General features: G+C 39.1%; 27 protein-coding genes. 17 read left to right on the top strand and 10 right to left on the bottom strand.

All coding sequences use genetic code 11. The features are described from left to right. The first annotated feature begins 104 nt into the window (after window positions 1–104). A complete protein-coding gene (locus SAE01_RS13220; protein ID WP_147204243.1) occupies window positions 105–1,586 on the top strand; it encodes a flavin-containing monooxygenase in 1,482 nt (493 codons plus the stop codon). Between the two features lie 55 nt (window positions 1,587–1,641). Next, window positions 1,642–3,390, top strand: coding sequence for an SMP-30/gluconolactonase/LRE family protein (locus tag SAE01_RS13215; protein ID WP_147204242.1), 1,749 nt, complete (start codon window positions 1,642–1,644; stop codon window positions 3,388–3,390). A gap of 14 nt (window positions 3,391–3,404) precedes the next feature. Here the strand turns inward: SAE01_RS13215 and SAE01_RS13210 are convergent, their stop codons facing one another. From SAE01_RS13210 to SAE01_RS13195, 4 genes are all read right to left on the bottom strand, one after another. Then, window positions 3,405–5,441, bottom strand: a complete 2,037-nt coding sequence (locus SAE01_RS13210; RefSeq protein WP_147204241.1) for a M56 family metallopeptidase — start codon at window positions 5,439–5,441, stop codon at window positions 3,405–3,407. A gap of 1 nt (window position 5,442) precedes the next feature. Further along, window positions 5,443–5,820 carry a BlaI/MecI/CopY family transcriptional regulator gene (locus SAE01_RS13205; RefSeq protein ID WP_147204240.1) on the bottom strand — a complete coding sequence of 126 codons (378 nt, stop codon included), beginning with the start codon at window positions 5,818–5,820 and terminating at the stop codon, window positions 5,443–5,445. A gap of 295 nt (window positions 5,821–6,115) precedes the next feature. Next, window positions 6,116–6,520, bottom strand: coding sequence for a hypothetical protein (locus tag SAE01_RS13200; RefSeq protein WP_147204239.1), 405 nt, complete (start codon window positions 6,518–6,520; stop codon window positions 6,116–6,118). Next, a complete protein-coding gene (locus tag SAE01_RS13195; RefSeq protein WP_147204238.1) occupies window positions 6,513–7,088 on the bottom strand; it encodes an RNA polymerase sigma factor in 576 nt (191 codons plus the stop codon). Before SAE01_RS13195 ends, SAE01_RS13200 begins: the two co-directional genes overlap by 8 nt. 82 nt (window positions 7,089–7,170) lie before the next feature. Between SAE01_RS13195 and SAE01_RS13190 the strand changes: the two genes are divergently transcribed. Beyond that, complete coding sequence (locus SAE01_RS13190) at window positions 7,171–7,932, top strand: C40 family peptidase (protein ID WP_147204237.1); 762 nt, start codon at window positions 7,171–7,173, stop codon at window positions 7,930–7,932. 112 nt (window positions 7,933–8,044) lie between these two features. Here the strand turns inward: SAE01_RS13190 and SAE01_RS13185 are convergent, their stop codons facing one another. From SAE01_RS13185 to SAE01_RS13175, 3 genes are all read right to left on the bottom strand, one after another. Then, complete coding sequence (locus tag SAE01_RS13185) at window positions 8,045–8,593, bottom strand: inorganic diphosphatase (protein ID WP_147204236.1); 549 nt, start codon at window positions 8,591–8,593, stop codon at window positions 8,045–8,047. Between the two features lie 153 nt (window positions 8,594–8,746). Continuing rightward, complete coding sequence (locus tag SAE01_RS13180) at window positions 8,747–9,154, bottom strand: nuclear transport factor 2 family protein (protein WP_147204235.1); 408 nt, start codon at window positions 9,152–9,154, stop codon at window positions 8,747–8,749. 124 nt (window positions 9,155–9,278) lie between these two features. Further along, the gene (locus SAE01_RS13175) at window positions 9,279–10,268 is read right to left on the bottom strand and encodes a PhoH family protein (RefSeq protein ID WP_147204234.1); all 990 of its coding nucleotides are present in this window, start codon (window positions 10,266–10,268) and stop codon (window positions 9,279–9,281) included. A 459-nt stretch (window positions 10,269–10,727) separates the two neighbouring features. Here SAE01_RS13175 and hisB point away from each other — a divergent pair, with 459 nt between their 5' ends. Continuing rightward, window positions 10,728–11,867 carry a bifunctional histidinol-phosphatase/imidazoleglycerol-phosphate dehydratase HisB gene (gene hisB / locus SAE01_RS13170; protein ID WP_147204233.1) on the top strand — a complete coding sequence of 380 codons (1,140 nt, stop codon included), beginning with the start codon at window positions 10,728–10,730 and terminating at the stop codon, window positions 11,865–11,867. A gap of 84 nt (window positions 11,868–11,951) precedes the next feature. Here the strand turns inward: hisB and SAE01_RS13165 are convergent, their stop codons facing one another. The 3 genes from SAE01_RS13165 to SAE01_RS13155 all read right to left on the bottom strand — a co-directional run bounded on the left by SAE01_RS13165 (window position 11,952) and on the right by SAE01_RS13155 (window position 14,253). Beyond that, window positions 11,952–13,208, bottom strand: coding sequence for a metal-dependent hydrolase family protein (locus SAE01_RS13165; RefSeq protein WP_147204232.1), 1,257 nt, complete (start codon window positions 13,206–13,208; stop codon window positions 11,952–11,954). A gap of 242 nt (window positions 13,209–13,450) precedes the next feature. Then, the gene (locus SAE01_RS13160; RefSeq protein ID WP_147204231.1) at window positions 13,451–13,885 is read right to left on the bottom strand and encodes a DUF2147 domain-containing protein; all 435 of its coding nucleotides are present in this window, start codon (window positions 13,883–13,885) and stop codon (window positions 13,451–13,453) included. A gap of 92 nt (window positions 13,886–13,977) precedes the next feature. Continuing rightward, entirely contained in the window at window positions 13,978–14,253 is a 276-nt protein-coding gene (locus tag SAE01_RS13155) for a GNAT family N-acetyltransferase (protein WP_147204230.1), read from the bottom strand. Window positions 14,254–14,620: 367 nt separating this feature from the next. Between SAE01_RS13155 and SAE01_RS13150 the strand changes: the two genes are divergently transcribed. From SAE01_RS13150 to hisF, 13 genes are all read left to right on the top strand, one after another. Further along, window positions 14,621–16,036, top strand: coding sequence for an anthranilate synthase component I family protein (locus SAE01_RS13150; protein WP_147204229.1), 1,416 nt, complete (start codon window positions 14,621–14,623; stop codon window positions 16,034–16,036). A 106-nt stretch (window positions 16,037–16,142) separates the two neighbouring features. Beyond that, window positions 16,143–16,715 carry an anthranilate synthase component II gene (locus SAE01_RS13145; protein WP_147204228.1) on the top strand — a complete coding sequence of 191 codons (573 nt, stop codon included), beginning with the start codon at window positions 16,143–16,145 and terminating at the stop codon, window positions 16,713–16,715. A gap of 66 nt (window positions 16,716–16,781) precedes the next feature. Continuing rightward, window positions 16,782–17,189: a GxxExxY protein gene (locus tag SAE01_RS13140; protein WP_147204227.1), complete on the top strand. Its 408-nt coding sequence runs from the start codon at window positions 16,782–16,784 to the stop codon at window positions 17,187–17,189. 27 nt (window positions 17,190–17,216) lie between these two features. Next, window positions 17,217–18,209 (top strand): anthranilate phosphoribosyltransferase, encoded by a 993-nt coding sequence (trpD, locus tag SAE01_RS13135; RefSeq protein WP_147204226.1) that lies wholly within the window; start codon window positions 17,217–17,219, stop codon window positions 18,207–18,209. A 303-nt stretch (window positions 18,210–18,512) separates the two neighbouring features. Further along, window positions 18,513–19,322, top strand: a complete 810-nt coding sequence (gene trpC, locus SAE01_RS13130; RefSeq protein ID WP_147204225.1) for an indole-3-glycerol phosphate synthase TrpC — start codon at window positions 18,513–18,515, stop codon at window positions 19,320–19,322. A 10-nt stretch (window positions 19,323–19,332) separates the two neighbouring features. Continuing rightward, window positions 19,333–20,016, top strand: a complete 684-nt coding sequence (locus SAE01_RS13125) for a phosphoribosylanthranilate isomerase (protein ID WP_147204224.1) — start codon at window positions 19,333–19,335, stop codon at window positions 20,014–20,016. Window positions 20,017–20,102: 86 nt separating this feature from the next. Beyond that, window positions 20,103–21,347, top strand: a complete 1,245-nt coding sequence (gene trpB, locus SAE01_RS13120) for a tryptophan synthase subunit beta (RefSeq protein WP_147204223.1) — start codon at window positions 20,103–20,105, stop codon at window positions 21,345–21,347. A gap of 64 nt (window positions 21,348–21,411) precedes the next feature. Further along, a complete protein-coding gene (locus tag SAE01_RS13115) occupies window positions 21,412–21,897 on the top strand; it encodes a GNAT family N-acetyltransferase (protein WP_147204222.1) in 486 nt (161 codons plus the stop codon). After that, the gene (locus SAE01_RS13110; protein ID WP_147204221.1) at window positions 21,894–22,364 is read left to right on the top strand and encodes a GNAT family N-acetyltransferase; all 471 of its coding nucleotides are present in this window, start codon (window positions 21,894–21,896) and stop codon (window positions 22,362–22,364) included. Before SAE01_RS13115 ends, SAE01_RS13110 begins: the two co-directional genes overlap by 4 nt. Before the next feature lie 5 nt (window positions 22,365–22,369). Further along, window positions 22,370–23,137 carry a tryptophan synthase subunit alpha gene (gene trpA / locus SAE01_RS13105; RefSeq protein ID WP_147204220.1) on the top strand — a complete coding sequence of 256 codons (768 nt, stop codon included), beginning with the start codon at window positions 22,370–22,372 and terminating at the stop codon, window positions 23,135–23,137. Window positions 23,138–23,209: 72 nt separating this feature from the next. Next, entirely contained in the window at window positions 23,210–23,809 is a 600-nt protein-coding gene (gene hisH, locus SAE01_RS13100) for an imidazole glycerol phosphate synthase subunit HisH (RefSeq protein WP_147204219.1), read from the top strand. Between the two features lie 72 nt (window positions 23,810–23,881). Further along, a complete protein-coding gene (gene hisA, locus SAE01_RS24505) occupies window positions 23,882–25,015 on the top strand; it encodes a 1-(5-phosphoribosyl)-5-[(5-phosphoribosylamino)methylideneamino]imidazole-4-carboxamide isomerase (protein ID WP_147204218.1) in 1,134 nt (377 codons plus the stop codon). 57 nt (window positions 25,016–25,072) lie between these two features. Next, complete coding sequence (gene hisF, locus SAE01_RS13090; RefSeq protein WP_246113234.1) at window positions 25,073–25,891, top strand: imidazole glycerol phosphate synthase subunit HisF; 819 nt, start codon at window positions 25,073–25,075, stop codon at window positions 25,889–25,891. Window positions 25,892–26,019: the final 128 nt, after the last annotated feature.

Below are 26,019 nucleotides of genomic sequence, written 5' to 3'. Positions count from 1 at the left end.
GGGGAACTAATGCTTGTATAATAAATCTTTTCGTTCAGCGCAGGGTCCTTACTACAGATAAAAACACAGAGAATTTCAAGATCATCAAATATCAATTATAGATCATGAAGCCAGAATACCAGGTTGGAATTGTAGGAGCAGGATTTGCGGGCCTGGTGGCAGCTTTAGGTCTAAAGAAAGCGGGCAAAGAGTCTTTTGTGATTTTTGAAAGAGCTTCGGAAATTGGTGGCACCTGGCGGGATAATATTTATCCCGGCTGTGCTTGTGATATAGCTGTCCATCTGTACTCTTTTGCTAAGGTCCCTAATGCCAAATGGAGTAACCTATATGCCGGTCAACCCGAGATTTTAGACTACCTCAAAAACGTGTCAGTTTCTTGTGAGTTGCAAAGTCACATTCGACTAAACGCAGACATTGTAGAGGCAAGATTTTTTGAAGAAGAAAGTTGCTGGGTAGTTGTTGACAGGATGGGACGAGAGACTACAGTATCGGTATTACTGCTTGGTTTAGGTCCTTTGAATAGACCTTTTATACCCACTTTTAAAGACTTAGATAAATTTAAAGGCGCCCATTTTCATACCAGCCAGTGGGATAAAAACTTCGCGCCGACAGGCAAAAGAGTGGCTGTAATAGGTACCGGGGCAAGTGCGATACAAGTGGTGCCTCATCTTGCGCCGTCGGTAAAACAACTAACCGTTATGCAACGTACTCCTCCGTGGATTATGGATCGTTTTGATAAAAAAATAAGTGAAACAACTAAGAAAGTATATCAACAGTTTCCAGCGGCGCAAAGGTTTAAAAGAGAATTTTTTTATTGGATAAACGAGTTTTTTGGGTTGGGATTTATAGGCAATAAAACGTTAAACAGGGTAATGGCATGGACGGCCATTCGAAAATTACGTAAGGAAGTTAAAGACGCTGCAACACGCAAAAAACTGACCCCGCGCTATACAATAGGCTGCAAAAGAATTTTAAAGTCAGATGATTATTACCCCACTTTTAACCGCGACAATGTAAGTCTTGTAGCTGAGGGGATTGATCGGTTTACAGAACGCGGTATACTTACTATGGATGGTACCGAGCATCTGCTTGACGCCGTAATATTTGCAACTGGCTTTGTAGCCGCAGACTTAAATCTTTATATAAAAGTGCGGGGATTGCAGGGCCGTGATCTAGTTAGTGAATGGAAAATGACGGGGGCGCAAGCCTATCTCGGGACAACGATATCTGGCTATCCGCATCTTGGTATTTTACTGGGACCTAATACCGGGCTTGGCCACAATTCTATTTTACATATGATAGAGTCGCAGGTGAACTATATTCTGCAGTATATCGATTACATCGCAAAGTCAGGACCGCATGAGTATGTCGATTTAAAGCCATCGGTGCAGGAGGCGTACAATGAAAGAATACAGGCACAGCTGAAAAATACTGTCTGGGCCTCGGGGTGCAGAAGTTGGTATATGAACTCGAATGGAAAAAACACAACCCTTTACCCGGGTCTGACAGTGACTTTCAGAAAAGAAACTAAAAAGTTCGATCCACTTTGTTACCAAAAAGTGAGGCAACCTGCATTGGTTAGTTAGCCTTCTTTCTTTATCAATTCCCTACTATTGACATTATTTAAACCAATTTTTAAAAATGAAAAAATTAATGGTAGTTGTCGTACTGCTCGTTCAAATGCAATCGTATGGGCAAACAACGACCGAAACCTATCCCGAAGACTCTGCTTCAGTTGAACATTCAGGAGTACCAAAAGGCGAAGTGAGAAAGTTTAGTTTCAACAACTCTAGAATTTTTCCCGGTACTTCAAGAGATTATTGGATTTATATTCCTGCACAATACCGACCCGATAAACCTGCCTGTGTGTACATAAACCAGGATGGTATACAATGGAAGGCTCCGACAGTTTTTGATAATTTAATTAATGCTAAAGAAATGCCCGTAACCATAGGCATTTTTATAAATCCGGGTATCGTAAAAGCATTAGACACGGCTCACGCTTTAAACAGGTACAATCGCAGTTTCGAATATGACGGACTTGGAGATGCGTATGCAAGGTTTATTTTAGAAGAAATGCTTCCGGAAGTTGAAAAGCAGAAAGCAAGCGATGGACGTGAAATAAAATTGTCTAAGAGCGGAAATGATAGAGCCATTGGTGGATCAAGCAGCGGGGCAGTTTGTGCATTTACTGCTGCATGGGAAAGGCCTTCTGAGTTTTCAAGAGTATTTAGCGCCATTGGCACTTATGTTGGATTAAGAGGGGCTGATAGATATCCTACACTTGTTCGTAAATATGAACCAAAGCCACTTCGAATTTTTCTCCAGGATGGTACGAACGATTTAAACATTTATGCAGGTGATTGGTGGAAAGCCAACGAAACCATGGAAAGAGCCTTAACTTTTTCAGGTTACGAATCGAAGCATATTTGGGGAGAAGGTCAACATAGCGGAAGGCACGGCACCGCCATTTTTCCAGAGGTAATGAGGTTTTTATGGAAAGATTGGCCAAAGCCAATGACCACAGGTAGCTCAAAAAATCAGTTCATAAACGACATCTTGATACCGGGCAGCAAATGGGAACTTGTAGGACAGGGATATGGTTTTACAGAAGGTACGGCGGCGGATGCAGCAGGCAATGTTTTCTTCCATGATATTCTCAAATCAAAAACCTATAAAGTTGATGCTAAGGGAGCGTTGATAACTCTGCCATTGCATTCTAAAAAATCGAGCGGTACGTCTTTCGGTTCTAACGGAAAACGCTACGTAGTGGCTGGGGAAACAAAACAAATTCTTAGCTACGATGCTAGCGGGAAAGAGGCAGTTGTAGCAAGTGATATTTTGGGAAATGACCTCGTAGTTGCTGAAAACGGAAACATCTATGTAACGTCGCCAGATGGAAGTAAAAAGCCAGGTAAGCTTTACCTGATTAAGGATGGTAAAAAGATAGAGATAGATGCGGGGTTAAAGTATCCAAACGGAGTTACTTTGTCGCCGGACCAAACGCAACTGTACATAACCGAATCTTCTACACATTGGGTGTGGGTGTACCAGGTGCAGCCCGATGGATCTCTTGCTAATAAACAACGTTACGGTTGGTTGCACGAAACGGACATCGAGGGCAATGCCTGGGGCGATGGATTAAAATGTGATCGAGACGGAAGGGTATATGTAGCAACTCGTTTAGGCATCCAAATCCTCGATCAAACAGGAAGGGTAAATGCTATCATACCGATACCCTCAGGTCAGGCTTCCAATGTTTGCTTTGGAGGTACTGACTTTGATACTTTGTATGTTTCTGCAGGAGATAAAGTTTTTCGCCGAAAAGTAAAAGTGCACGGAGCCAACACTTTTGATAAACCAATAAAGCCGACGGCTCCGCGATTATAGGTTTTACTGAAGTTCTAAATTTTTATTATATAGACAGAACGAACTCTCGCTGGTGGTGCGGGTGGCGGAGCAATTGTTTCATTGTGTGTAACGTCATCTTCTTCAGCCTCGGCAACAGGAAGTTTTTCCTTTTTTTGCTCTCTTTTTAGTTCGATCAAACCTTGTGAACTAATTACTCTCACTCTTGGCTTTGTCGAAAATTGGAAAGAAAAAGTATGTTCTTTTTCAGTAGGAGGTGTATAAACCACAGCAGGAACTCTGAAGTTATAATCTGTATTAGTAATCGAAGCCGTTGTGTAGAAGGTGGTTTGATTAAGCGAAGTCATTTCTTTCTCTATCTGCTTCTCTAGCAACTCCAGTTCATTTAGCTTAAAAACATTCATATCTGGAAGAAGAGTGCTTACTTTTTCTTTCTGAATTTTTTTAATTCCCAGCCGAACAAGACTTTTTAGTTTACTCAGTTCAACCTTTTTGTTAGTAGATTTTACTTGCTCAAGCGCGCTTGCAACTTGCATTCTAACCTTTTCCAGGTTTAAAATATCCTTTTCTTTAATTGTCTCTTTTTGAACTTTTCTAAGCTGGTTTTTTGCAACTTCCATTTGTTTGAAAGCTTCTTCTGAAAACCATTTTTCTGTTTTCTCCTGTGTTTTAAAATAGTCCTGGTTTTTTGACCAATTTTCCAGTGCCACATTTAGAGAGGCAGCAAATGATGGAGAGCTAACTTCTATCATTGGATTGACTACAGAAGCAGCTTCTACCAACTTATTATCTTCGTTTGGCAACATGGAAGCTTCTTCTGCAGCAGTAGCTTGTTGAGAAACAGGTTCAGCGAAACGACTAATAGCAGTTCTGGATTTAACTGGTTTTATTTCAACCAGTTTTTTTGTTATCTCAACTGTGTCTTCAGAAACTGTGTCTTCAGAGGCATTCGCTAAAAAGAATACAGGATTAAAGAGAGGGTTTTTAACTTTTGCAGCTATAGGCTGAAAAACAACATTAGCTTGAGTTGACCTATTAGATGTAAGAGCAGTTTTTTTTGAGGGTGATAATAATGAAAGGAAACTAAAAACAGTGGTCAGCACTAACAAAGCCAGTAACTGATGTTTGTGATTAAAAAAAGTCTTTTCGTTTTTTTCTATAATTCTTTTTATCCTGCTAATAAGCAGCTTTTTATTATCGGTTGCGTTAACCGATAGCAGTTGTTTGCCCGGTTGGTTCGATGCTATTTGTAATAATGCGCGCGCATAAGAAGTAGCGCTGTAGTCATATCTTAAAACCCAATCATCGCAGCAATTTTCTCTTTCCTTTTTAACCTGCTGATGTATTAGTTGCATAAACGGATTAAAGAAAAGACATGCTTCAACTACTGCCAGGATCAAATTGAATAAGTAATCATATCGCCTGATATGTGCAAGTTCGTGCAAGATTACAGCCTCCATTTGCTGTGGATTCAGGTAGTTAATGGTGGCAAGCGGGATTAAAATTACCGGCTTAAAAAAGCCAACAGTCAGAGGCGTTTGTACCAGTTCGGATAAAAAGATATGTACAGGTCTCGTAATGCCTAAGCTTAATGATAGTTTTTGAACAAAAAGTTTCCAATCTTCATCTATTTCTGCAAGCCCTGCAAATCGTACCTGTTGAGTAAACCTATAAGCGAAAACCCATTTTGCTGCAAGAATAAAAAGTAGCGCGAGGTAAGCAATCGACAAGTAGGGAAAGAACTGCTCGAACCTTAAAACTATAATGAAAAATTGTTGGCTGAAAGAAGCCCCGGTACGAGTTAAAAGTCCGGGAATATAAGATTGTGAATTTACACCGCTTTGTTCCGGTAGCAACAAACACTGGTTGTAATAGAAAACCATAGTTCCGATAAACCAGGTAAAACCTATGATCTCGAAAACAAGTCCGGTAGTATATTTCTGATGCGAGGTTAATTTAAAAATTGTGTTAATTAGAAAGTATAAAAGCCATAAAAGTGCAAACTGCCATAAACTATTGATAATGGTATAGCCCAATGCCTGGAGGAAGGGGGAATGGAGCAGAGGATGCATATTATTGTTTTTTCAAATTATCAAGAAGTTGTTGTATTTCATGTAATTCTTCCTTGCTTGGCGATTGACTTCCAAGTGCCTGCATAACCAACTGCGTTGATGATCCTCCAAAAAGGCTTGAGATCATTTTCCCCACAAACTGACTTTGTGTTTTTTCCTTACTTACGTTTGCCTGGTAAATGTGAGTCTTAGCAGAGTCGTCCCTGGTAACTAAACCTTTCTCAAACATAATCTGCATCAACTTTAAAGTTGTCGTGTATCCTGCTTCTTTCGTTTTAAGGATTGTTTCGTGTACGTCTCTAACAGTTGCTTTTTCTTTCTCCCACAATACCTGCAATATTTCTAGTTCACCCTCTGTTGGTTTTATCTGTTTTGCCATATACGAGTTATTTCGTATCAATAGTAAAACTTTTTTATTAACCCTTCCAAGCCGTCTGATTTTTTAAGAATGTTTTAACAAAATAAGTTTTTTGGGCTTTTAATGATAGCTGTTAACCGTGGACCGAGAACTGGCGAAAACAAGGTTATTGATACCGGCTACATATCTCAAGTAGATGATCATCATTCTACATTATATTTTATAAAAATGTAGAGGGATTTGAACTAAACAAAAATGGGTTACCAAAAAGCAACCCATTTTATTTTAAAGATTTATTGACTTTGACACTACTAGTTTACATGGTTAACACCTTAGTAGTACTGTTAAGGTTTTTTGTGTTGATATTACTTCTGACATGAAGTCTTATAATAACATAACCAACGACACAAGTAAAAAGCAGAATAAGCAGAGTCAATATTACCCACTTAAAGATCTTGATTTTTCTTTTTTCCTTTCTTTGTCTTTTGGCTGTTAAATGCTGTAGTTTTTGATTTAACTGGTTTACATGTTTTTGCAGGTGTTTTTTGTTTTTGACCTGTAACAGGCCCTGCAACGCATCAACCTCAAAAGGGCTATTGTTGATCCTATTTTCAATGGAATGCTTTTCTTCCTGAGACAGATCGTCATCAAGATACTTTAGAAGATCTTCTTCGCTCAACTGCTCGTTGTTATCTGACAATATATTTCTCCAATCAGCCATTTACTTTCTTCAATTTTTTCTCAACAATCAATTTCAAATTCCGCTTTCCGTTTTGTATGTAACTTTTAACCTGCAATAAATTAAAACCCGTGAAATCTGTAATCTGTTGATACGTTTGTTTTTGTAAATAAAACAAAGTTACACATAGCTTCTGCTCCGCATTCAATTCATTCAAACCTTCTTCAATCAATGAGAGTGTGTGATCTTTTTCAAGCAATTCTGTTTTACTAAACATATCTTCTGCTGATGCAATCTTGTCTGAGATTTCAACAGGTATACGTCCGTGTTTTTCTCTTATTTTCATCAGGCACAGATTCTTGGCCACCATATACAACCAGCTTTTAAAATAATCTACCCGGTATTTTTGCACTTCGGTTATTACCTTAAGAAATATTTGCTGCACTGCATCTTTTGCCTCTTCTTCATCTTTCAAATACTTTATGCACACTCCATATAAAAGCAACGTGTAACGTTGAAGCAAAATGCCAAGCCATTGGTTGTTTCCATCGCTGTAAAACTTAGATAACAGTTCTTTATCTTCGATATGTGCAAATGCATCTTTAGCCACGCTTCAATGTAGATATTTTTTTATTAGAGATGCTGATAAAAACTTTTTCCATAACAATATTAACTGTACTATAAATTTTCTTATGACCTTATTAGTTTGCATTGTTCCGGTTTGTCCTATGCGTGCTGAATCAGCGCATCGAAGCGAGCAGGTAAGCCAATTGCTGTTTGGAGAAATTTGCGAAGTTGTTGAAAGTGCCAGGGATTTCGTAAAAGTAAAAGGTGTCTATGACAGTTATGAAGGATGGTGCCAGGAAAGCCAATTGGAACAATTTGAAGATGACCAAAGTTTTATAAAAACAGGGAGGTTAGCGGGAGATTGGGTAAATAAAATTATCGTTGATGATAAGTTGATGCGCATTCCTTTTGGAAGCTCCTTACATAATAATGGGTTTGTAGGAAGACGTCGCGTGGAATATTCAGGAAAAGTTTTTAACGTAGAAAAGAACAAGTCGAGTATGGAGCTTCTTGAAGAAATCGCATTTCTCTTTCTAAATTCTCCATACCTCTGGGGAGGTAGATCTGTTTTTGGAATTGATTGCAGTGGCTTCACACAAACTGTTTTTAAATTTCTCAACATTCCATTATTACGAGATGCATCTCAACAAGTAACGCAAGGTGATGAAGTAGGGTTTTTGCAGGAGGTTAAAGCAGGAGACCTAGCTTTTTTTGACAATGAAGCGGGGAGGATAACACACGTAGGAATTCTGCTTGATACAAAAACTATCATTCATGCATCAGGAAAGGTAAGGATAGATACAATTGACAACCTGGGAATAGTTAACGGAGATACAGGTAAACGAACGCATAAGCTGAGGCTAATAAAAAGGATTATAAGTGAATAAATCAGGTGCTATACCGAAGATTATCCTTTTAATCTTTTTCTCACATATTTTGAAAAACGAAAAAGTTCTTGTGCCTCCAACAAAAAATTAGAAGCACAAGAACTATGTACGATTATTTAAAATTCCTTTTATAATTATCCATTGCTTCCTGGATTATTTTCAAAGCCATGCTCTTATCCTGGAACTCTTCAACTTTTACACTTTTGTTTTCGAGCGTTTTATACTCTTCAAAGAAGTGACGTAGTTCACCAAAGAAGTGTTTAGGAAGTTCTTCGATGTTGTTAATATAATTGATAGACGGATCATTTGCGGCTACGGCAATAATTTTATCATCGCCGTCGCCTTGATCTATCATTTGCATTACCCCTATCACTTTAGCAGTAACAAGACACATCGGCTGAATACTAATACTTGACAAAACAAGAATGTCAAGAGGATCTTTATCGTCGCCATAAGTCTGAGGAATAAAGCCATAGTTGGATGGATAATAGAAAGAGGAATAGATGACCCTGTCTAATCTTAGAAGGCCACTTGGCTTATCGATCTCATACTTCGCTCTCGATCCCTGCGGAATTTCGATTACAGCATTCACTAATCTTGGTGCCTGCTCTCCGCACTCTACTCCGTGCCATGGATGTAAAACGTTTGTAAATTTCTCCATATTCTTATTTGATAAATTAATTTAAAAGTGTTGGGTGCTCGTGAAAAGATATTTCTAAAAGATGCAATATTACAACTTAGCCGTATTAATCATTATTTCGTTTTTGTTCTAAAAATCATCAAACCTTCACGCGAGAAAGATGAATTACGCAGGTTAAAAGTTGCCGGAAAAAGTGTATTTAAAATCAACTTTCCATTCTCCGTTCGCTTTAACCACTTTTATTTTCTGTGGCCTTTTCCGGTAAGAATTGGTAAAGCTTACAATTGTAACACTATCTGGAACCACATCAGTCACTTCGTAAATAGTAATAGAAGCATTACTATAGCCTGTTTTATCCTGCTCACTGCTTTTTTTGAATTCCTTGCTCCACTTCGCCAACCAAAACTGGTTGTCTTCATCCTGCAGCATGTATTTATTTGCTGCATTAAATTTCCCTTTTAATGTTTGCTGAATAAACTCGCGGCCAGCATCTATAGCGCTTTCGGGTTTGTGATACTCTTCATCAGGATTTTTACAAGAAAATAGTAACAAGAAAGCGAAGGCTAAAAAAGAATATTTCATTTAATTTTTTGTAGGCGTTAAAGGTAACAATAAAAAAAAGTCATTTTTTATATGGGCTATGCTAAAGCAAAAGAGGCAACCGGTAAGGCTGCCTCTTTTACATTTATTAACAACTTTAAATTAATTACCGGTTGTTCGGTTGAAAACCTGGTACCTGCTCTTTTTCCTTTTCACGGTCGTAGGCTTTGATAATCGCTTTAACCAATCTGTGACGTACCACGTCTTCTTCATCGAGTTCTATGTGAGCAATCCCGTCAATATTTTTCAAAATCCGAGATGCTTTTTCAAGCCCACTTCTTTGGTTCTTAGGTAAGTCAACTTGCGTTGGATCACCTGTAATGATAGCCTTCGCATTTGCTCCAATCCTCGTAAGAAACATCTTAAGTTGCAAGTCGTTGGTGTTCTGCGCTTCGTCCAAGATGATAAAGGCATTGTCCAAAGTGCGTCCACGCATATAAGCAAGAGGAGCAATCTCAATTGTTCGCGTACTCATGTAATACCCTAATTTATCAGCAGGTATCATGTCATCTAAAGCATCATACAATGGACGTAAGTAAGGATCGATTTTTTCTTTTAGATCTCCCGGCAAGAAACCAAGATTTTCGCCTGCTTCGACAGCCGGTCTTGTAAGAATAATTTTTTTAACAACCTTATTTTTAAGCGCCCTTACTGCCATTGCCACTGCAGTATAAGTTTTACCCGTACCTGCGGGCCCGATTGCAAAAAGAATATCGTTTCGATCACCTGCCTGCACCATTTTCTTTTGGTTAGCAGTTCTCGCTCTTACTGTTTTACCGTTCGGTCCGAAAACCAGGATATCATTTGGATTTCTTTCAACGAAATTGTCAATCACTTCTGCATCGTCTCCACCGAGAATTTGCTCAAAGTAGTTTTCGCTTAAGTGTCCGTTTCTTTCCAGGTATTGAAGTATTAAATCAATTTTTTCTTTTGCCGTTTCAATTTGCTCGGGCGCCCCACTTAGTTTTATCTGGGTGCCCCGACTTAGTATTTTTAGCAGCGGAAATTTCTTTTTAAGGAGATCCAGCTTCCCATTGTTTACACCAAAAAATTCAATGGGATTTACTGTTTCAAGATTAATAATAGTGTCTGTCAAATTTTTTATTTTTTATGTTTTTACCAATGGCACTGATGTCTGTAACAAACCTTCAGCACTTGTTTTCCCTCTAACCAAATATAATTCTTCGATAATCAAATTTCATACTACGTTATACACAACCTGTGAATTAGATGTGAAAGTCATTGCAGGCTGATACAGGCCCGTACTAGTTCACTTTTTTCAACTAAAAATTCTTTTTTCTTCTGCAATTACGCCTTCTATTGTCATGACGAATTAGCAATTTTAAGACAGGTTATTCTACTGCTTACTCTTCAGCTAGTCGACAAAAACAATCAAAAGGTTGACTAAATTTCAAAAGATTTAAAGAAGGATTTAACGCTTTCATGAAAAGCTCCTGTTTGCCATAGTTTGGAATATATTTGAAGCAATTTCTACCAGGAACAAAATCTGGAGTGAGGATACATTTTGTTCGGAAATAATCATAAAATAAAGCCTTTGAAACGAGTACTATTCATTGACCGCGACGGAACCCTTATCAACGAAGCACCACCAACGTACCAGATTGATAGTTTCAGTAAACTTGCCTTTTATCCGCACATGTTTGAGTATATGGGCAGAATTGCGAAAGAACTTGATTATGAACTGGTAATGGTCAGTAACCAGGATGGATTAGGAACAGATGCTTATCCTGAAAACACTTTTTGGCCGGTTCATAATTTCATAATGAAGAGCCTCGAAAACGAAGGAATTCATTTCTCCGCGCAACATTTCGATCGAACTTTTCCTGCTGAAAATGCACCAACCCGTAAACCTGGTATTGGTATGTTTACAGATTATCTTGGCAATGACAATTATGACATTCCAAATTCTTACGTAATCGGTGACAGGATTACTGATATACAGCTTGCCAAAAATTTAGGCTGTAAGGGAATATGGATAAATAATGATGCAAACCTTGGGGGAGCGGAAATTAAAGATGCCCGGGCTGAACTTGAAAAAGTAATCGCTTTAGAAACTACTTCATGGAAAGACATTTATGAATTTCTAAAGCTGGGTTTACGACAAGTGCATCACGAGCGCAATACCAATGAAACAACGATTAGTATTGACTTAAATCTTGATGGCAGCGGTAAAGCTGAAATTTCCACAGGCCTCGGTTTCTTTGATCATATGCTTGACCAAATCGCACGCCATGGAAAGATGGATTTAAAAGTCATAACAAAGGGGGATTTAGAAATAGATGAGCACCACACAATTGAAGATACTGGTATTGCCTTGGGTGAAGCCTTTGCAAAAGCCTTAGCCGATAAACGAGGAATGGAACGCTATGGGTTTGCATTGCCCATGGACGAAGCCGAAGCAAAAGTTCTTATAGATTTCGGCGGCAGAAACTGGATTGTTTGGGATGCAGAATTTAAACGGGAGAAGATAGGAGAGATGCCGACAGAAATGTTTTTCCATTTCTTTAAATCGTTCAGCGATGCAGCAAAATGTAACCTAAATATTGAATCCAAAGGAGATAACGAACACCACAAGATTGAAGCTATTTTTAAGGCTTTTGCAAAAGCGATAAAAATGGCTGTAAAGCGAGATCCTCTTAGCAACTATTTGCCATCGACAAAAGGGGTGTTGTAATTATGAAACACTGATAACACGGTTCGAAAGGATCGAGGAAAACTTATCGTTTCGAATTGATTGCAACGCGTCATCTGTTTTCTCTCAGTCGCGTTTATAAACCTTACCATCCTTCATTACAAAGACAACTTTTTTTATAGCCTTTATATCCTCGACTGGGTTTCCTTGTACTGCAATCATATCCGCAAATAGACCTGGTTTAATTCTTCCAAACTTTGTTCCGTATCCAAAGACGTCAGCATTTACTGACGTAGCTGATCGTAGTACTTCTAACGGTTTCATCCCATACTCTACCATCATTTCCATTTCGCGTGCATTATCTCCGTGAGCAAAAACACCTACGTCTCCACCCATGCAAATTGTTACACCAGCCTGTAATGCCAGCTGAAACGATTTCTTTTTGTTTACTAGGGATGCAGGTTCCGGATCGACTCCTTTCTTCCATCCACGATATTGCAAAATAGCGTCACCTGCAGCAAGTGTAGGACATAGTGCTACTTTTCTTTCTTTCATTAGCCTGAAGATCTCTGCAGTTCCATCGTCCCCATGTTCGATTGTTGAAACACCAGCCAAAATGCTTCGACGCATTCCTTCGGGTGTGGAGGAATGTACTACCACTTGCCTTCCTCCATTTTTTGCTGTTGCTACGGCCATCGTGAGTGCTTCTTCACTAAACGTAGGCATAGCTTCGCCGTTTTGTCCCCATCGGTAGTCTGCATATATTTTAATCACATCAGCACCTTTGCCTATTTGTGTTCTTACTTCATTGGCTATGTCCTCTATACCTACAACTTCTGCTGCGCCTTGTGGCAATTCGACGTCCGGTGACTCTGATCTTGGTCCATATGTACCTTTGGCAACAATTGCCTTCGTAGCTATGATCATCCTTGGACCTTGGATCACACCTTTTTCAATGGCTTTTTTCAATCCGGCATCATCATACATTGCTCCTTCAGTTCCAAGATCTCTGACTGTTGTGAAACCCGCAGACAGCGTTGCCTTTGCATGATTTACTGCCCTGGCTGTTCTTTCGGCCCGGCTTTCTTTCAGCACCTGGTCGTTCCAAGAGGTTTCGTTATAAGGATGAAGAAATAAATGAGAATGACCTTCTATCAAACCAGGCATCAACGTAGTGCCGGGAAGGTTAATCGTTTCTGTATTACCTGGGATATTTTGGATAAGTCCCACCTGTTCGATCTTATTGTTCTTCACCAGAACCGTCCAGTTGCTATGCATGTTTTCACCATCGAAAACACGATCAGCTTTTAGTAAAATGTACTTGTCATTTTGACTAAAACTCGAACCGGTAATTAAAAGGAAAATCCAAAATAGAAATCGCATGTTGTATTACTTAAGAATAATACAACAAAGTAAAAGCAAAAAGGGACGCTGTCTTTTTTAAAAAGACGGTGTTAGATCTAAGGATTGAATGATAGTTAAGGGAATCTTTGGGAGGAATAATTGGTTTTAAGTAAAGAACCGGGCTGAATTGAGACAAACTGTACAAGAGAGTGACACAACAATGTTCTATAAATTTACGGGGCTGGAAAAACAGGAATAATAGAATGAATGTTTTTCATTGGTTATTTTACTCTGACAAAAGTTTCTGTTTTACCGATAAGAGAAATTCCAATGTAGCCACGAACAGCAAGAGTCTTCTGATCTTTAAGTTTCATTTTACTTTTGTATTCCTTGCCATCATCGGGATTATAAATTTTTCCATCGGTCCATTCACCATCTTCATATTTAAAATCACGCAGCATGATTAACCCTAACAAACGCTTTGTTCTAGCGTTTTCATCGGGATTATTTTTGTCGATCTTAGGCTTTCCGGTTTCATCATTCGGCTGCTTCAACCAGATAATTTTACCATAGTATTTGCCGTCTTGTTTGTACAATTGAATATGACCTTTATTAGTGCCATTTGCCCACTCGCCTAAAATCGCATCTGCATTATTGTAATTGAAGCTGGTCAACACCAAAAAGGGCAGGAGAACCAGTGGGAGAAATTTCTTCATACTCAAATCTCTATAAAAAAGGTTATAAAAGCTATTAGCCCCTGATGCTTTAACAAACGTATAATTGCAAATAATAGTGTTCTTTTTATCACTTATAAAACATCCTGGAACTCTTTGTGCATATCAAGTACTTTTTTCGCAAACACACAAAGCGGAACTATTTTTAAGTTTGCTTCCCGCGCATATTCTACCCCACGCTCCACCAATTGGAAGCCTACATTCTTACCTCTTAAAGACTCATTTACTTCTGTATGTTGAATAATTATTCTGTCTTTTTCTTTTCTATAATCCATCTCGGCAAGCCTTTGCCCGTCTTCTTCAATATAAAAAGCTCCTTCGTTTGCATTTTCTTTGTGCAGTATGGTCATTGGTTGTTTGTTTATTTTTTCAATTGATTTTACTAATGGCAAAAACCTTGCAAAAAAAATTTGTTCAGTAGAAAATAGTCCTACATCTTTGCTAGGCAAATGAAAACATTGACTTTAAATAACAATTGGTGGCATAGCATCTCCTTCCCGGGGTAGCTGTGTTATTTTTGTTTATCTAAATATAACATATTACAAGCCCCGGCAAAAGCCGGGGTTTTTTTTATGTTTTGAACGAGGGTTGGGGCATGAATGGATTACGGGATATGATGATCATTACAGGTAGTTGAAAAGTCACTATTGAAGTTAAATTTTCAAATTAAAAAGCTTGGCTCCTCTTAGAAGAGAGGGACCAAGGTGAGGTCAAATTATGAAACCTATTGTTTTCGAGACTGTTTGTAAAAAGATGCTTGCGGATGTATACACTCCGGTAGGTATTTATCTCAGGTTGAGAGACCGTTTTCCTGGTAGCATTCTCCTGGAGAGTAGCGACTTCCACGTAGCCGAAAACAGTTTTTCATTTATCTGTGTAAAGCCAATTGCGGGCATTGAAGTAAGTACGGCAGATACATTTGAATTTAAGTATCCAAATGAGCCGGTCATACGAAAAAGGTTAGCTGGTAAAGCTGCAGTCGTGTTAGAGCTTGACACTTTTTTGAAGCGTTTTCAGCCTTCTAACAAAAGTGAAATTCCTGTTTCACAAGGCCTGTTCGGATACACTACGTTCGATGCTGTTCAGTTTTTTGAAGATGTTAAGTTGAAAGATGGTAAAGATGAACCGAATGCCATTCCTCTAATGCGGTATCGCTTGTACCAGTACGTTATAGCTATCAATCATTTTAAAGACGAATTGTACATCTGCGAAAACCAGGTGAAAGGGTCTGAAAGTGATTTGGATTTGATCATTTCTCTTATCAAAAGCAAAGATGTTCCTGTTTTTCCCTTTAAAGCTACAGGAGAAGAGACGTCAAATCTTACCAATGAAGAATATATCAACATTGTAGAAAAAGGCAAACAAAGCTGTCACCGTGGAGATGTTTTCCAGATAGTATTGAGCAGGAGATTTGAACAAACTTTTACGGGGGATGAGTTCAATGTATATCGTGCACTGCGGACTGTTAATCCCAGTCCATACCTCTTTTACTTCGACTATAATGACTACCGTCTAATGGGATCTTCACCGGAAAGTCAGGTGATCATAAAAAATAACAAGGCAATCGTACATCCCATCGCCGGCACTTTCAAGCGTACGGGCAACGACGAACAGGATGAACTTCTTGCTGAAAAATTGCTAAAAGATCCTAAGGAGAATGCAGAGCACGTAATGTTGGTCGATCTGGCCCGCAACGATCTAAGTCGTTATGCAGATGACGTTCATGTAAGTAGTTATCGCAAGGTGCATTATTATTCTCACGTCATTCATTTGGTAAGCGAGGTTACGGGTACACCAAAATCCGGAACAAATCCTTTTGAATTATTGGCGTCCACGTTTCCTGCCGGTACACTTAGCGGTGCGCCAAAGGTTAAGGCAATGCAGCTAATAAACGAATACGAAAAAACTTCCCGCAGTTATTATGGTGGTGCAATAGGTGTGATTGGTTTTAATGGCGAGCTAAATCATGCTATTATGATCAGGTCTTTTCTTAGCAAACAAAACACTTTGTTTTACCAGGCTGGCGCGGGTGTGGTGGATGCATCGGTTGCAGAAAGCGAACTGCAGGAAGTCAATAACAAGTTGAACGCTTTGAAGACAGCCATCAAAGTTGCCGAAGGTATTTGTGAGTGATTAGGTGCTTAGCAGCATTGCTACTATTAGACATCGTTGTGTCACTTACTTGTACCGAACAAGATTATTCAACAAAATTTAAATTATCCCTTTAAGGGTTTAGGGCATGAAAATATTAGTTTTTGATAATTACGACAGCTTCACATACAACCTTGTTCACCTGGTTGAAAAGATCACGCACGAAAAAGTAGACGTTTACCGAAACGATCAAATTCCATTGGAAAAAATAAAAGAATACGACAAAATTATTCTTTCGCCTGGGCCGGGTATTCCATCTGAAGCAGGTTTATTGCTGAACGTGATTAGAGAATATGCGCCGACAAAATCAATACTAGGAGTATGCCTTGGCCACCAGGCTATAGGACAGGCATTTGGTGGTGAACTTGAAAATCTTTCTAGTGTTTTCCATGGTGTAGCAACCCCTTGCCAATTAGATACCGAAAACGTTTTGTTTAAAGGTTTACCGAAGCAAATTGCCATTGGACGATATCATAGCTGGGTTGTAAAAGAAGAAGGTTTCCCCGAAGAACTCGAAATAACAGCAAGAGACGACAACAACTTAATCATGGGTCTGCAGCACAAGAAATATGATGTAAGAGGTGTACAGTTTCATCCAGAGAGTGTGTTGACACCAGATGGCGAAGCGATTATTAGGAATTGGCTGGTGGGAACTGTCTGAACCATGATTTTGTAGGATTAATTGGATTATAAGAAAATCAACATTCTTTAATTTCTAAAACCAGTCATGTCCGAACTAAAGTATAAAGAAACCACTGAAAAAATCATCGGCGCAGCCATGAGAGTACATGCGGCATTAGGGAATGGGTTTCAGGAAGTAATTTATCAACGAGCTCTGGCAATAGAATTTATGGAAATTAAGATGCCATTTGAAAGAGAATTTAATATGAAAGTTTATTATAAAAATTTAGAAGTAGGCGAACGAAGAGTAGACTTTTTAGTAGATGGAAAAATTATGGTTGAATTAAAGGCACTAGTAAATCTTGAAAGCGTTCATCTTGCCCAGGCTAAAAATTATTTAGAAGCTTATAATGTTGAAGTCGGGCTTCTTATAAATTTTGGTTCTCAAAGCCCGCAATTCAAAAGGCTCGAAAATCAAAAATACAAATCATCTAATGTCTCCACACAATCCTAAAAATCCTTCTAAATCCCGGTTCAGACAATGAAGAAAATCTTACAACACCTATTCGAGCACAAGACTTTAAGTCGCGAGCAAGCTAAAGAGGTTCTCACCAACATCTCGAAAGCTATATACAACGAGTACGAGATAACAGCTTTTGTAACTGTTTATTTAATGCGAAGCATTACGATAGATGAGTTGCAGGGATTTAGAGATGCTTTACTGGAGCTTTGCACAAAAGTTGATTTGAACGGCTTTAAAACAATGGACATTGTTGGTACGGGTGGTGATGGAAAAAATACTTTCAACATCTCAACTCTTTCATGTTTTATAGTTGCCGGCACTGAACAGAAAGTGGCAAAACATGGCAATTATGGCATGACCTCTACCAGCGGTGCATCAAACGTAATGGAGCAACTGGGTTATAAGCTTAAGAACAATATTGACGCTTTGAAGAAAGAGGTTGATGAAGCAAACATCTGCTTTATGCATGCTCCATTGTTTCACCCGGCAATGAAGACTGTTGGTCCACTAAGAAAAAGCCTTGGAATTCGTACGTTCTTTAATATGCTTGGTCCAATGATCAATCCGGCTGATCCTGATTTTCAGTTGGTCGGGGTTTATAATCTTGAAATGGCGAGAATTTATAATTATTTGTTGCAGCAAACAGGCAAGCCTTTCACTATTATTCACAGCCTTGATGGGTATGATGAGATATCACTGACTGATGACACGAAAGTCATCACGAACGCAGGAGAAAAGGTTTTTACACCAGAACAGATTGGTAAACGTATGGTGCAACCTCAGGACATTTTCGGTGGCAATACACCCGAAGAAGCAGCTAAAATGTTTTTAAAGATTATTAAGGGCGAAGGAACATTTGCTCAAAATGCGGTTGTAATTGCAAATTCAGCAATGGCGTTGCAATGCACCGGAGAATATAATTCGTATGATGAAGCCTACGGAGCGGCTGTAGAAAGTTTGGAAAGTGGCAAAGCATACAAGTGTTTGCAGAAGTTGGTGAGTTTGCAATAGAAAGGTTTAAAGTTCAGGGTTTAGGGTTTAGAGTTTGAAGTTTAAGGTTTAGAGTTTAGGGTTAGTTGCTGTAATATTTTGTTGGGTCAAGTTGTTAGAGTTGAATTGTCAATGCTAAAGAAAAACAATTTATTCCCCTGCCTGGCTTCCTTCTCCCCAAGGAGAAGGAGGCCAGGATGAGGCGGCCGCGCGGCGAATTACCAAAAGTACAAGTGAGTGACACAACGATGATGCTATGAAAATCTAAAGTCGGCCAAGAAACGCTATAGAATAATAAACTAATTAGAGTTTTACTTTTACAATATGAACATTCTTGATAACATTATCGCCAGCAAACGAATTGAAGTAGAGCAAAAAAAGGAGCTGGTGCCTGTGGAAGATCTTAAGACTTTTCCTTTGTACGCTTCAATGTGCAATTCACTCGTCTCAAATCTTCTTGCAGAAGGAAGCACAGGTATCATTGCCGAGTTTAAGCGAAAATCACCGTCAAAAGGTGTTATTAATGCAGACATTCAAATCGGGCCAGTTGTAGAAACCTATGACGCTCATGGTGCTGCAGGCATTTCGATTTTGACTGATGAGAATTACTTTGGTGGATCAAACGATGATATTATTTATGCGAGAGATATAGTTTCGGTGCCAATTTTAAGAAAGGATTTTATAATTGATGAGTATCAGATCATAGAGGCGAAGGCTATTGGGGCAAGTGTTATTTTGCTGATTGCTGCAAATCTAACTCCTCAGCGGGTACAGGAACTGGCACTTTTTGCAAAGCGACAAAGTCTCGAAGTGCTGCTTGAAATTCATAATGAAGAAGAGTTGTCGCATATTTGCACAGAGGTCGACATAGTCGGCGTAAACAACCGGGATCTAAAAACGTTTACGGTGGATGTTAACCGGTCAATTGAATTGAGTGAGAAAATACCTGCCGATAAAATAAAGATTTCTGAAAGTGGAATAAGTGATGTAGACACGATTCTTCGCCTTAGACAGCATGGATACAAGGGTTTTTTGATTGGAGAAAACTTTATGAAACATGCTGATCCTTCGATTGCTTTTGCTGATTTTGTAAATGCCCTTAAAGCAGCTTCAAAGGTTGAAATGGAGGGATAAAAATTAAGTAATGGATAGCAATAGTGGCACCGAGGCAACAGACACGTTCAAGGCTTGCCGCATAAAAGTTTGTGGCATGACAAGCTTGGATCAAATGCACCAGTTAGGTGACATGGGAGTGCAGTTTGCGGGAATGATCTTTTACCATAAATCGCCTCGGTTTGTTATGCGTCATTTAAAAGGGCATGAGGTAAAAAAAGCAAAGTTGAAGGTGTTTAAAATAGGTGTTTTTGTGAATGCTTCTTATGATGAGGTAATGAATCATGTTGATAACTTCGGCCTTGATATGGTGCAATTACATGGAGACGAAACCCCGTTTTATTGCTCGAAACTTTCTAACTATATCTCTGTTATTAAAGCATTTAGAATTACAGACGATTGCGAAGTAGAATGGAAGACCAGGAATTATAGCGCAGACACTGACATGTTTATGTTCGATACCGATGGTGCAGGTTATGGCGGTACAGGCAAGAAATTCAATTGGAGTAAGTTAAAGGGAGTGAACATTAATAAGCCCTTTTTCTTAAGTGGAGGAATTGAGCCAGCAGATGGCGGTAGTATAAAAGAGTTCATGCAACAACCTGTAGCAAAAGACTTGTTTGCAGTCGACATAAACAGCAAGTTTGAAATATCACCCGGAGTAAAGGATATGGACAAAGTGGGAGCGTTTGTAAAGAGTCTGTCTTCACCTTAGACCAATCACATAAAGCAAAAACGAGAAACTCCTTTAAAAAAGCTCAAACTAAGGTGGTGCGTTGCACCAGCTAAAAAAGTAATTCAATGACGACTGTAGAAGAAACGATTTTATCGCCAATTGGTAAGGAAGGTGTCGGACCTAATGAATTTGGTTATTACGGCAAATTTGGAGGTGCTTATATTCCCGAAATGTTGCATCCAAATGTGGAGCAATTGAAGACGCGGTATTTAGAAATTATGGCTGAACCATCTTTCCAGAAGGAATACCAGGAGTTGCTTAGAGATTATGTTGGAAGGCCAACTCCTTTATTTTTTGCACAGCGTTTAAGCAAGCAGTTCAACAGCAAGATTTACCTGAAGCGTGAAGACCTTTGTCATACAGGGGCACATAAAATAAATAATACAATAGGGCAAATTTTGCTTGCACAGAAATTGGGCAAAAAAAGGATTATAGCTGAAACAGGCGCAGGGCAACATGGTGTAGCAACTGCAACGGTTTGTGCATTGAAAGGAATGGAGTGTGTCGTATATATGGGAGAGGTGGATATAGAACGTCAGGCACCAAATGTTGCCCGGATGAAGATGCTTGGAGCAACTGTGGTTCCTGCAAAGAGCGGTAGCAGAACTTTAAAAGATGCTACGAACGAAGCAATCCGTGCCTGGATCAACGAGCCAGTACACACTCATTATATTATTGGAAGTGTTGTCGGCCCGCACCCTTATCCTGATATGGTTGCTCGTTTTCAAAGCGTTATAAGCGAAGAAATGAGATGGCAGCTAAAGGAAAAGACCGGCGCCGAGTTACCAAACCAGGTAGTTGCCTGTGTTGGTGGTGGAAGCAATGCTGCGGGCGCTTTTTATCACTTTATTAATGAACCGGCTGTAAGGTTGATCGCTGTTGAAGCCGCTGGTCATGGTATTAATAGTGGCATGAGTGCAGCTACTACACAGCTTGGTCGTGCCGGTGTTTTACACGGAAGCAAAAGCCTGGTTATGCAAACTGAAGACGGCCAGGTAATAGAACCTCATAGCATTTCTGCCGGCCTCGACTACCCGGGAATTGGACCCATGCATGCACACTTGTTCGACTGTGGCCGTGGTACTTTCTTAAGTGTAACAGACGAAGACTCTTTGACGGCCGCTTTTGAATTGGCAAAGCTTGAAGGGATCATTCCAGCCCTTGAGTCGGCTCACGCATTCTCTGCTTTGAAGCAAATGGATTTGAAAGAAGACGATGTAACTATTGTTTGTTTAAGTGGAAGAGGTGACAAAGATTTGGCAACGTATATGAGAAGTATGGAACAAGCTCCTGCGTTAAAGGGAGTTTAACCCGGCCCCAAAAAGGGAGTTAGTGAGATTGTTGTTCGGGTTTTAGTTTATTAAATATTTTCTTATGCCAAATAAGTATGGGTATCCTTTAATGCCCCTTCAAGGGTTTGGGGCTTACACTTTATCAGCAGCAACAAATGACGATTTCGATTTTGTTTATCGACTTAAGAGGATTGCTTACCGCGAATACGTAGAGCAAACATGGGGTTGGGATGATCAGTTTCAGACGAAGTTTCACAAGAACAGTTTTGCAGAAGGGAATACAAAAATTATCAGAGCAGGTGATCAACCGATAGGAAGTGTGGATGTGAAAGAAGGAGATGCAAGCATTTTCATAAGTGGATTGTACCTGCTACCAGATTACCAGTCGCAAGGTATTGGAACTAAAATCATGCGGGACCTGATTAAAGAAGCTGAGGAGAAAAAGAAAAGGTTGGAGCTCGAAGTTTTAAAAGTAAATATCAGGGCACAGAAGCTATATCTGAGGTTGGGTTTCAAAATGGAGGAGAGGGATAAGGAAAAGTATTTTATGTATAAGGACCAAAAATGAACCCAGAACAAATCAATATCATCAGCTACGACGAAAAATTCAACGAAGACTTTGCCAGATTAAACCGTGCATGGCTTCAGAAGTACTTTGAAGTCGAACCAATTGATGAGAAGATTTTGGCCTCTCCTAGAGCTTATATTATAGACAAAGGAGGTTTTATATTTTTTGCTATAACAGGTGATCAAATAGCGGGAACATTTGCTTTGATAAAAACTGAAGACGGCGTTTACGAGTTATCAAAAATGGCTGTTGCAGAAGAGTTCCAGGGGAAGAAAATTGGAAATAAATTGATTGAGTTTTGTTTGAAGAAAGCCCGCGATTTAAAAGCTCACAAAATTATTCTATACTCAAACACAAGGTTAAAACCTGCCATACACTTGTATTCGAAATTTGGATTCAAGGAAGTTCCTTTAGGAAACGTCGAATATAAAAGGGCAGATATAAAAATGGAGATAGATCTTAAATAACCGCGATGACAAAGATTGAAGAATTATTCAAACAGAAGCAGCAAAAAGTTTTAAATGTGTATTGTACTGCAGGTTTTCCTAAACTTGAAAGTACAATGGAAGTAATGAAAGCTTTGCAGGATAATGGTGCTGATTTAATAGAACTGGGAATGCCCTACAGCGACCCGCTTGCAGACGGAGAGGTAATCCAGCAAAGTGGTGCGGTTGCTTTACAAAATGGAATGACGATTTCAATTTTGTTCAATCAATTAGAAGAAATGAGGCCTACTATTCATGTCCCTGTTATTCTAATGGGTTATATGAATCCTGTTATTCAATATGGGTTTGAAAATTTTTGTAGAAAAGCTGCCGAAGTTGGTATTGATGGTTTAATTCTTCCTGACTTGCCGATGTATGAGTATGAGACTGAATACCGAGAGATCCTTGAGCGACATCAATTGAATCTTATCTTTCTTGTAACACCAGAAACAAAAGATGAAAGATTGAAAAGGATTGACGAATTAAGTACAGGTTTTTTATATGCCGTTTCCTCCTCCTCTACAACAGGCAATAACAAAGACATCAGTGAGCAGGAAGGGTATTTTAAAAAGTTGAGCGACATGAATCTCACAAATCCCATTCTTGTTGGATTTGGAATAAAAGACCGCGAAACATTCGAAGTAGCTTGTAAATACACAAATGGCGCAATTATCGGAAGCGCTTACATTAAAGCGTTAGGTAATGGTAAAGATGTTAATACAGCAACAAGAGATTTTTTGCAAACAATTATTTAAGATGTGGAAGTTTCAGAAGGGAATGAGTCCAATCATTTTTCCCACAGGCTTTCGTCATAATTAATCTAAATCATGGTTCTGAAAATAGTTAAGTACAATGCCGGTAATATTCAATCAGTATTATTTGCACTGGAAAGAATAGGAGTGGAGGCGGAAGTGACTGACGACGTCGAAGAGCTTCAATCAGCAGACAAAGTAATTTTTCCTGGTGTTGGAGAAGCCAGTACAGCTATGGACTATTTAAAGGCAAGAAAGCTGGATCAGGTAATTAAAGAATTAAAACAGCCGGTACTTGGCGTATGCCTGGGAATGCAGTTAATGTGCGCATACAGCGAAGAAAATGATACTGACTGTTTAGGCATATTTGAAGAACAGGTACTTAAGTTTGATAGCAGCGGCTCCGAATTAAAAGTGCCTCAAATGGGTTGGAATAATATCTACGACTTAAAGTCTCCTTTAATGAAAAATGTAAAAGAAGACAGTTATTGCTATTTTGTCCATAGCTATTATGCCTCGCTAGGTGAACACACAATCGCTACGACCAATTATACCAAACCTTTCAGCGCCGCTTTAAGTAAGGGCAACTTTTATGGTGTACAATTTCATACAGAAAAGAGCGCTAACGCAGGCGAACAAATTTTGAAAAATTTTATAGAGATGCCCCGGCCCTAAAGGGAGGAGAGAGAAGAAGCCCCAGCCCTAAAGGGAGGAGCGAGAAGAAATTAATTTTAAAACGTATAACAGGTGAAGAAAGAAATGTTTTATGGGGCTAATAACTTGATCTTTGAAAAAGCTGAAGAGCTTAGAAATCGTACGACAGACGCTGAAGAGTTGCTTTGGAACTATTTGAAAGGAGGGCAATTGGGGGTAAAATTTCGGAGACAACATCCTGCGTTTTTGTATGTTCTAGATTTTTACTGCCATGAACTTAAGTTGGGGATAGAGTTAGATGGAAGTATTCATGCAATTGAAGAAGTAAAAAGAAATGACGAAATCAGAGAAGGTCATTTGAAAGAGTTGGGAATTAAGATACTACGTTTTGAGAATAACGAACTTTTTAATGATGTATCAAAAGTGCTAAAACAAATTGAAACTGAGATAGGAAACGCCAAACAAAAAACTCAGGTTTTTACAAGCTCCCCTTTAGGGGTGGGGGGGCTTCAAATAATACCAGCAATAGATATCATCGATGGAAAATGCGTTCGACTGACACAGGGCGATTATTCAAAAAAAACTATTTACCATAAAAATCCTTTAGATGTCGCAAAGCAATTTGAGGATGCAGAAATAATGCGGCTACATCTTGTTGATTTGGACGGAGCGAAGGCAGGTGCAGTAAAAAACTGGAAGGTACTCGAAGCAATTGCGGGAAAAACGAAGTTGGTAGTAGATTTTGGAGGTGGAATAAAAACCGAAAAAGATGTCAGCATTGTTTTAGAGAGTGGGGCCACTTATGCAACGGTAGGAAGCATTGCCGTAAAAGACGAAACAGCATTTACCACGTGGCTTCAGCAATTTGGGGCAGAAAAGTTTATTTTGGGGGCCGACGTAAAAGATGAAAAAATTGCCGTGAGCGGTTGGCTTGAAACAACAGACATTTGGATTTATGACTTTATAGAAAAGTATGTAAATAAAGGTGTGCAACAGATATTTTGCACTGACGTGAGCAAAGACGGCAAAATGGAAGGCCCTTCTGTAGACCTTTATAAAAACATCATTTCAAAATTTCCTGATCTTTTTTTTATCGCCAGTGGAGGCGTTAGCTCCCTGCAAGATGTTGACCAGCTCCAGGAAATTGGTTGTAAAGGTGTAATTATTGGGAAGGCTATTTATGAGAATAAAATTTCATTGTTAGAACTCAAGCAATTTAGATCCTAAGCCCCTAATCCCTAGAAAGGAACCAAATGGGGGATACCACTTTGGCAAATAATAGAAATGAAAGAACTTATAAGAGATAGTGAACGTCTTTCCGGCTCCCCCTTCAGGGGGCGGGGGGGGCTAACCAAGAGAATTATACCCTGCCTCGATATTAAAGACGGTCGCACGGTAAAAGGTGTCAACTTTGAAAATATCAGGGATGCAGGTGACCCGGTAGAACTAGGTGCATTGTATGCACAACAGGGAGCTGATGAACTCGTGTTTCTTGATATAACCGCAACGGTTGAAAAACGAAAAACGTTAAGTCAACTTGTAAATCGAATTGCTCATAAGATTAATATCCCCTTTACAGTTGGTGGGGGAATAGGAAGCGTTGAAGATGTAAGTGTGTTATTACAAAACGGAGCTGATAAAATATCGGTAAACACAGCTGCTTTCAGAAACCCTCAATTACTAAATGATCTTGCAAAAGAATTCGGTTCCCAGTGTGTTGTACTAGCGATAGATACGAAACAGGAAGAAGATGGGGAATGGTATGTTTATCTAAACGGTGGACGCACAAAGACAGAGGCCAAATGTTTTGATTGGGCAAAGGAAGCAGTTGACAGGGGCGCAGGAGAAATCTTACTTACGTCGATGAATAATGACGGTACTAAAAAAGGCTTTGCTTTAGATATAACAAAAATGCTTTCTAAAAATTTGCCGGTTCCTGTTATTGCTTCTGGTGGTGGCGGAACAATGGAACATTTTACAGATGTTTTTGAACAAGGCAAAGCAGACGCAGCGTTAGCAGCCAGCATTTTTCATTTCAAAGAAATTACTATCCCTGATTTGAAAGGGTACTTAAGAGATAAGGGGATTGTCGTTCGGATGTGATTTTATGATGGACTTTATCAAAGGAGAGTTAAGAAAATTATTCAATTTTTTGATTTTTGTGTTTTAGGTCAAAAAAGATTGAAAGTACAAGAGTGCGACGCAACCGGTGATACAACAGAATTAATGAA

The sequence above is a fragment of the Segetibacter aerophilus genome (assembly GCF_007991655.1).
GTDB classification, from domain to species: domain Bacteria; phylum Bacteroidota; class Bacteroidia; order Chitinophagales; family Chitinophagaceae; genus Segetibacter; species Segetibacter aerophilus.
This window is presented reverse-complemented; position numbering and strand designations above follow the sequence as displayed.

Excerpts from the sequence above, each read along its gene's own strand:
- SAE01_RS13155 (WP_147204230.1), bottom strand. The coding sequence starts at position 14,253 with ATGACCATACTGCACAAAGAAAATGCAAACGAAGGAGCTTTTTATATT.
- hisF (WP_246113234.1), top strand. The coding sequence starts at position 25,073 with ATGAAAGAACTTATAAGAGATAGTGAACGTCTTTCCGGCTCCCCCTTC.
- SAE01_RS13150 (WP_147204229.1), top strand. The coding sequence starts at position 14,621 with ATGAAACCTATTGTTTTCGAGACTGTTTGTAAAAAGATGCTTGCGGAT.
- SAE01_RS13140 (WP_147204227.1), top strand. The coding sequence starts at position 16,782 with ATGTCCGAACTAAAGTATAAAGAAACCACTGAAAAAATCATCGGCGCA.
- SAE01_RS13215 (WP_147204242.1), top strand. The coding sequence starts at position 1,642 with ATGAAAAAATTAATGGTAGTTGTCGTACTGCTCGTTCAAATGCAATCG.
- SAE01_RS13200 (WP_147204239.1), bottom strand. The coding sequence starts at position 6,520 with ATGGCTGATTGGAGAAATATATTGTCAGATAACAACGAGCAGTTGAGC.
- SAE01_RS13160 (WP_147204231.1), bottom strand. The coding sequence starts at position 13,885 with ATGAAGAAATTTCTCCCACTGGTTCTCCTGCCCTTTTTGGTGTTGACC.
- SAE01_RS13125 (WP_147204224.1), top strand. The coding sequence starts at position 19,333 with ATGGATAGCAATAGTGGCACCGAGGCAACAGACACGTTCAAGGCTTGC.
- SAE01_RS13205 (WP_147204240.1), bottom strand. The coding sequence starts at position 5,820 with ATGGCAAAACAGATAAAACCAACAGAGGGTGAACTAGAAATATTGCAG.
- SAE01_RS13115 (WP_147204222.1), top strand. The coding sequence starts at position 21,412 with ATGCCAAATAAGTATGGGTATCCTTTAATGCCCCTTCAAGGGTTTGGG.
- hisH (WP_147204219.1), top strand. The coding sequence starts at position 23,210 with ATGGTTCTGAAAATAGTTAAGTACAATGCCGGTAATATTCAATCAGTA.
- trpD (WP_147204226.1), top strand. The coding sequence starts at position 17,217 with ATGAAGAAAATCTTACAACACCTATTCGAGCACAAGACTTTAAGTCGC.
- SAE01_RS13210 (WP_147204241.1), bottom strand. The coding sequence starts at position 5,441 with ATGCATCCTCTGCTCCATTCCCCCTTCCTCCAGGCATTGGGCTATACC.
- trpC (WP_147204225.1), top strand. The coding sequence starts at position 18,513 with ATGAACATTCTTGATAACATTATCGCCAGCAAACGAATTGAAGTAGAG.
- SAE01_RS13145 (WP_147204228.1), top strand. The coding sequence starts at position 16,143 with ATGAAAATATTAGTTTTTGATAATTACGACAGCTTCACATACAACCTT.
- SAE01_RS13180 (WP_147204235.1), bottom strand. The coding sequence starts at position 9,154 with ATGAAATATTCTTTTTTAGCCTTCGCTTTCTTGTTACTATTTTCTTGT.
- SAE01_RS13185 (WP_147204236.1), bottom strand. The coding sequence starts at position 8,593 with ATGGAGAAATTTACAAACGTTTTACATCCATGGCACGGAGTAGAGTGC.
- SAE01_RS13165 (WP_147204232.1), bottom strand. The coding sequence starts at position 13,208 with ATGCGATTTCTATTTTGGATTTTCCTTTTAATTACCGGTTCGAGTTTT.
- SAE01_RS13110 (WP_147204221.1), top strand. The coding sequence starts at position 21,894 with ATGAACCCAGAACAAATCAATATCATCAGCTACGACGAAAAATTCAAC.
- trpB (WP_147204223.1), top strand. The coding sequence starts at position 20,103 with ATGACGACTGTAGAAGAAACGATTTTATCGCCAATTGGTAAGGAAGGT.
- SAE01_RS13220 (WP_147204243.1), top strand. The coding sequence starts at position 105 with ATGAAGCCAGAATACCAGGTTGGAATTGTAGGAGCAGGATTTGCGGGC.
- trpA (WP_147204220.1), top strand. The coding sequence starts at position 22,370 with ATGACAAAGATTGAAGAATTATTCAAACAGAAGCAGCAAAAAGTTTTA.
- SAE01_RS13190 (WP_147204237.1), top strand. The coding sequence starts at position 7,171 with ATGACCTTATTAGTTTGCATTGTTCCGGTTTGTCCTATGCGTGCTGAA.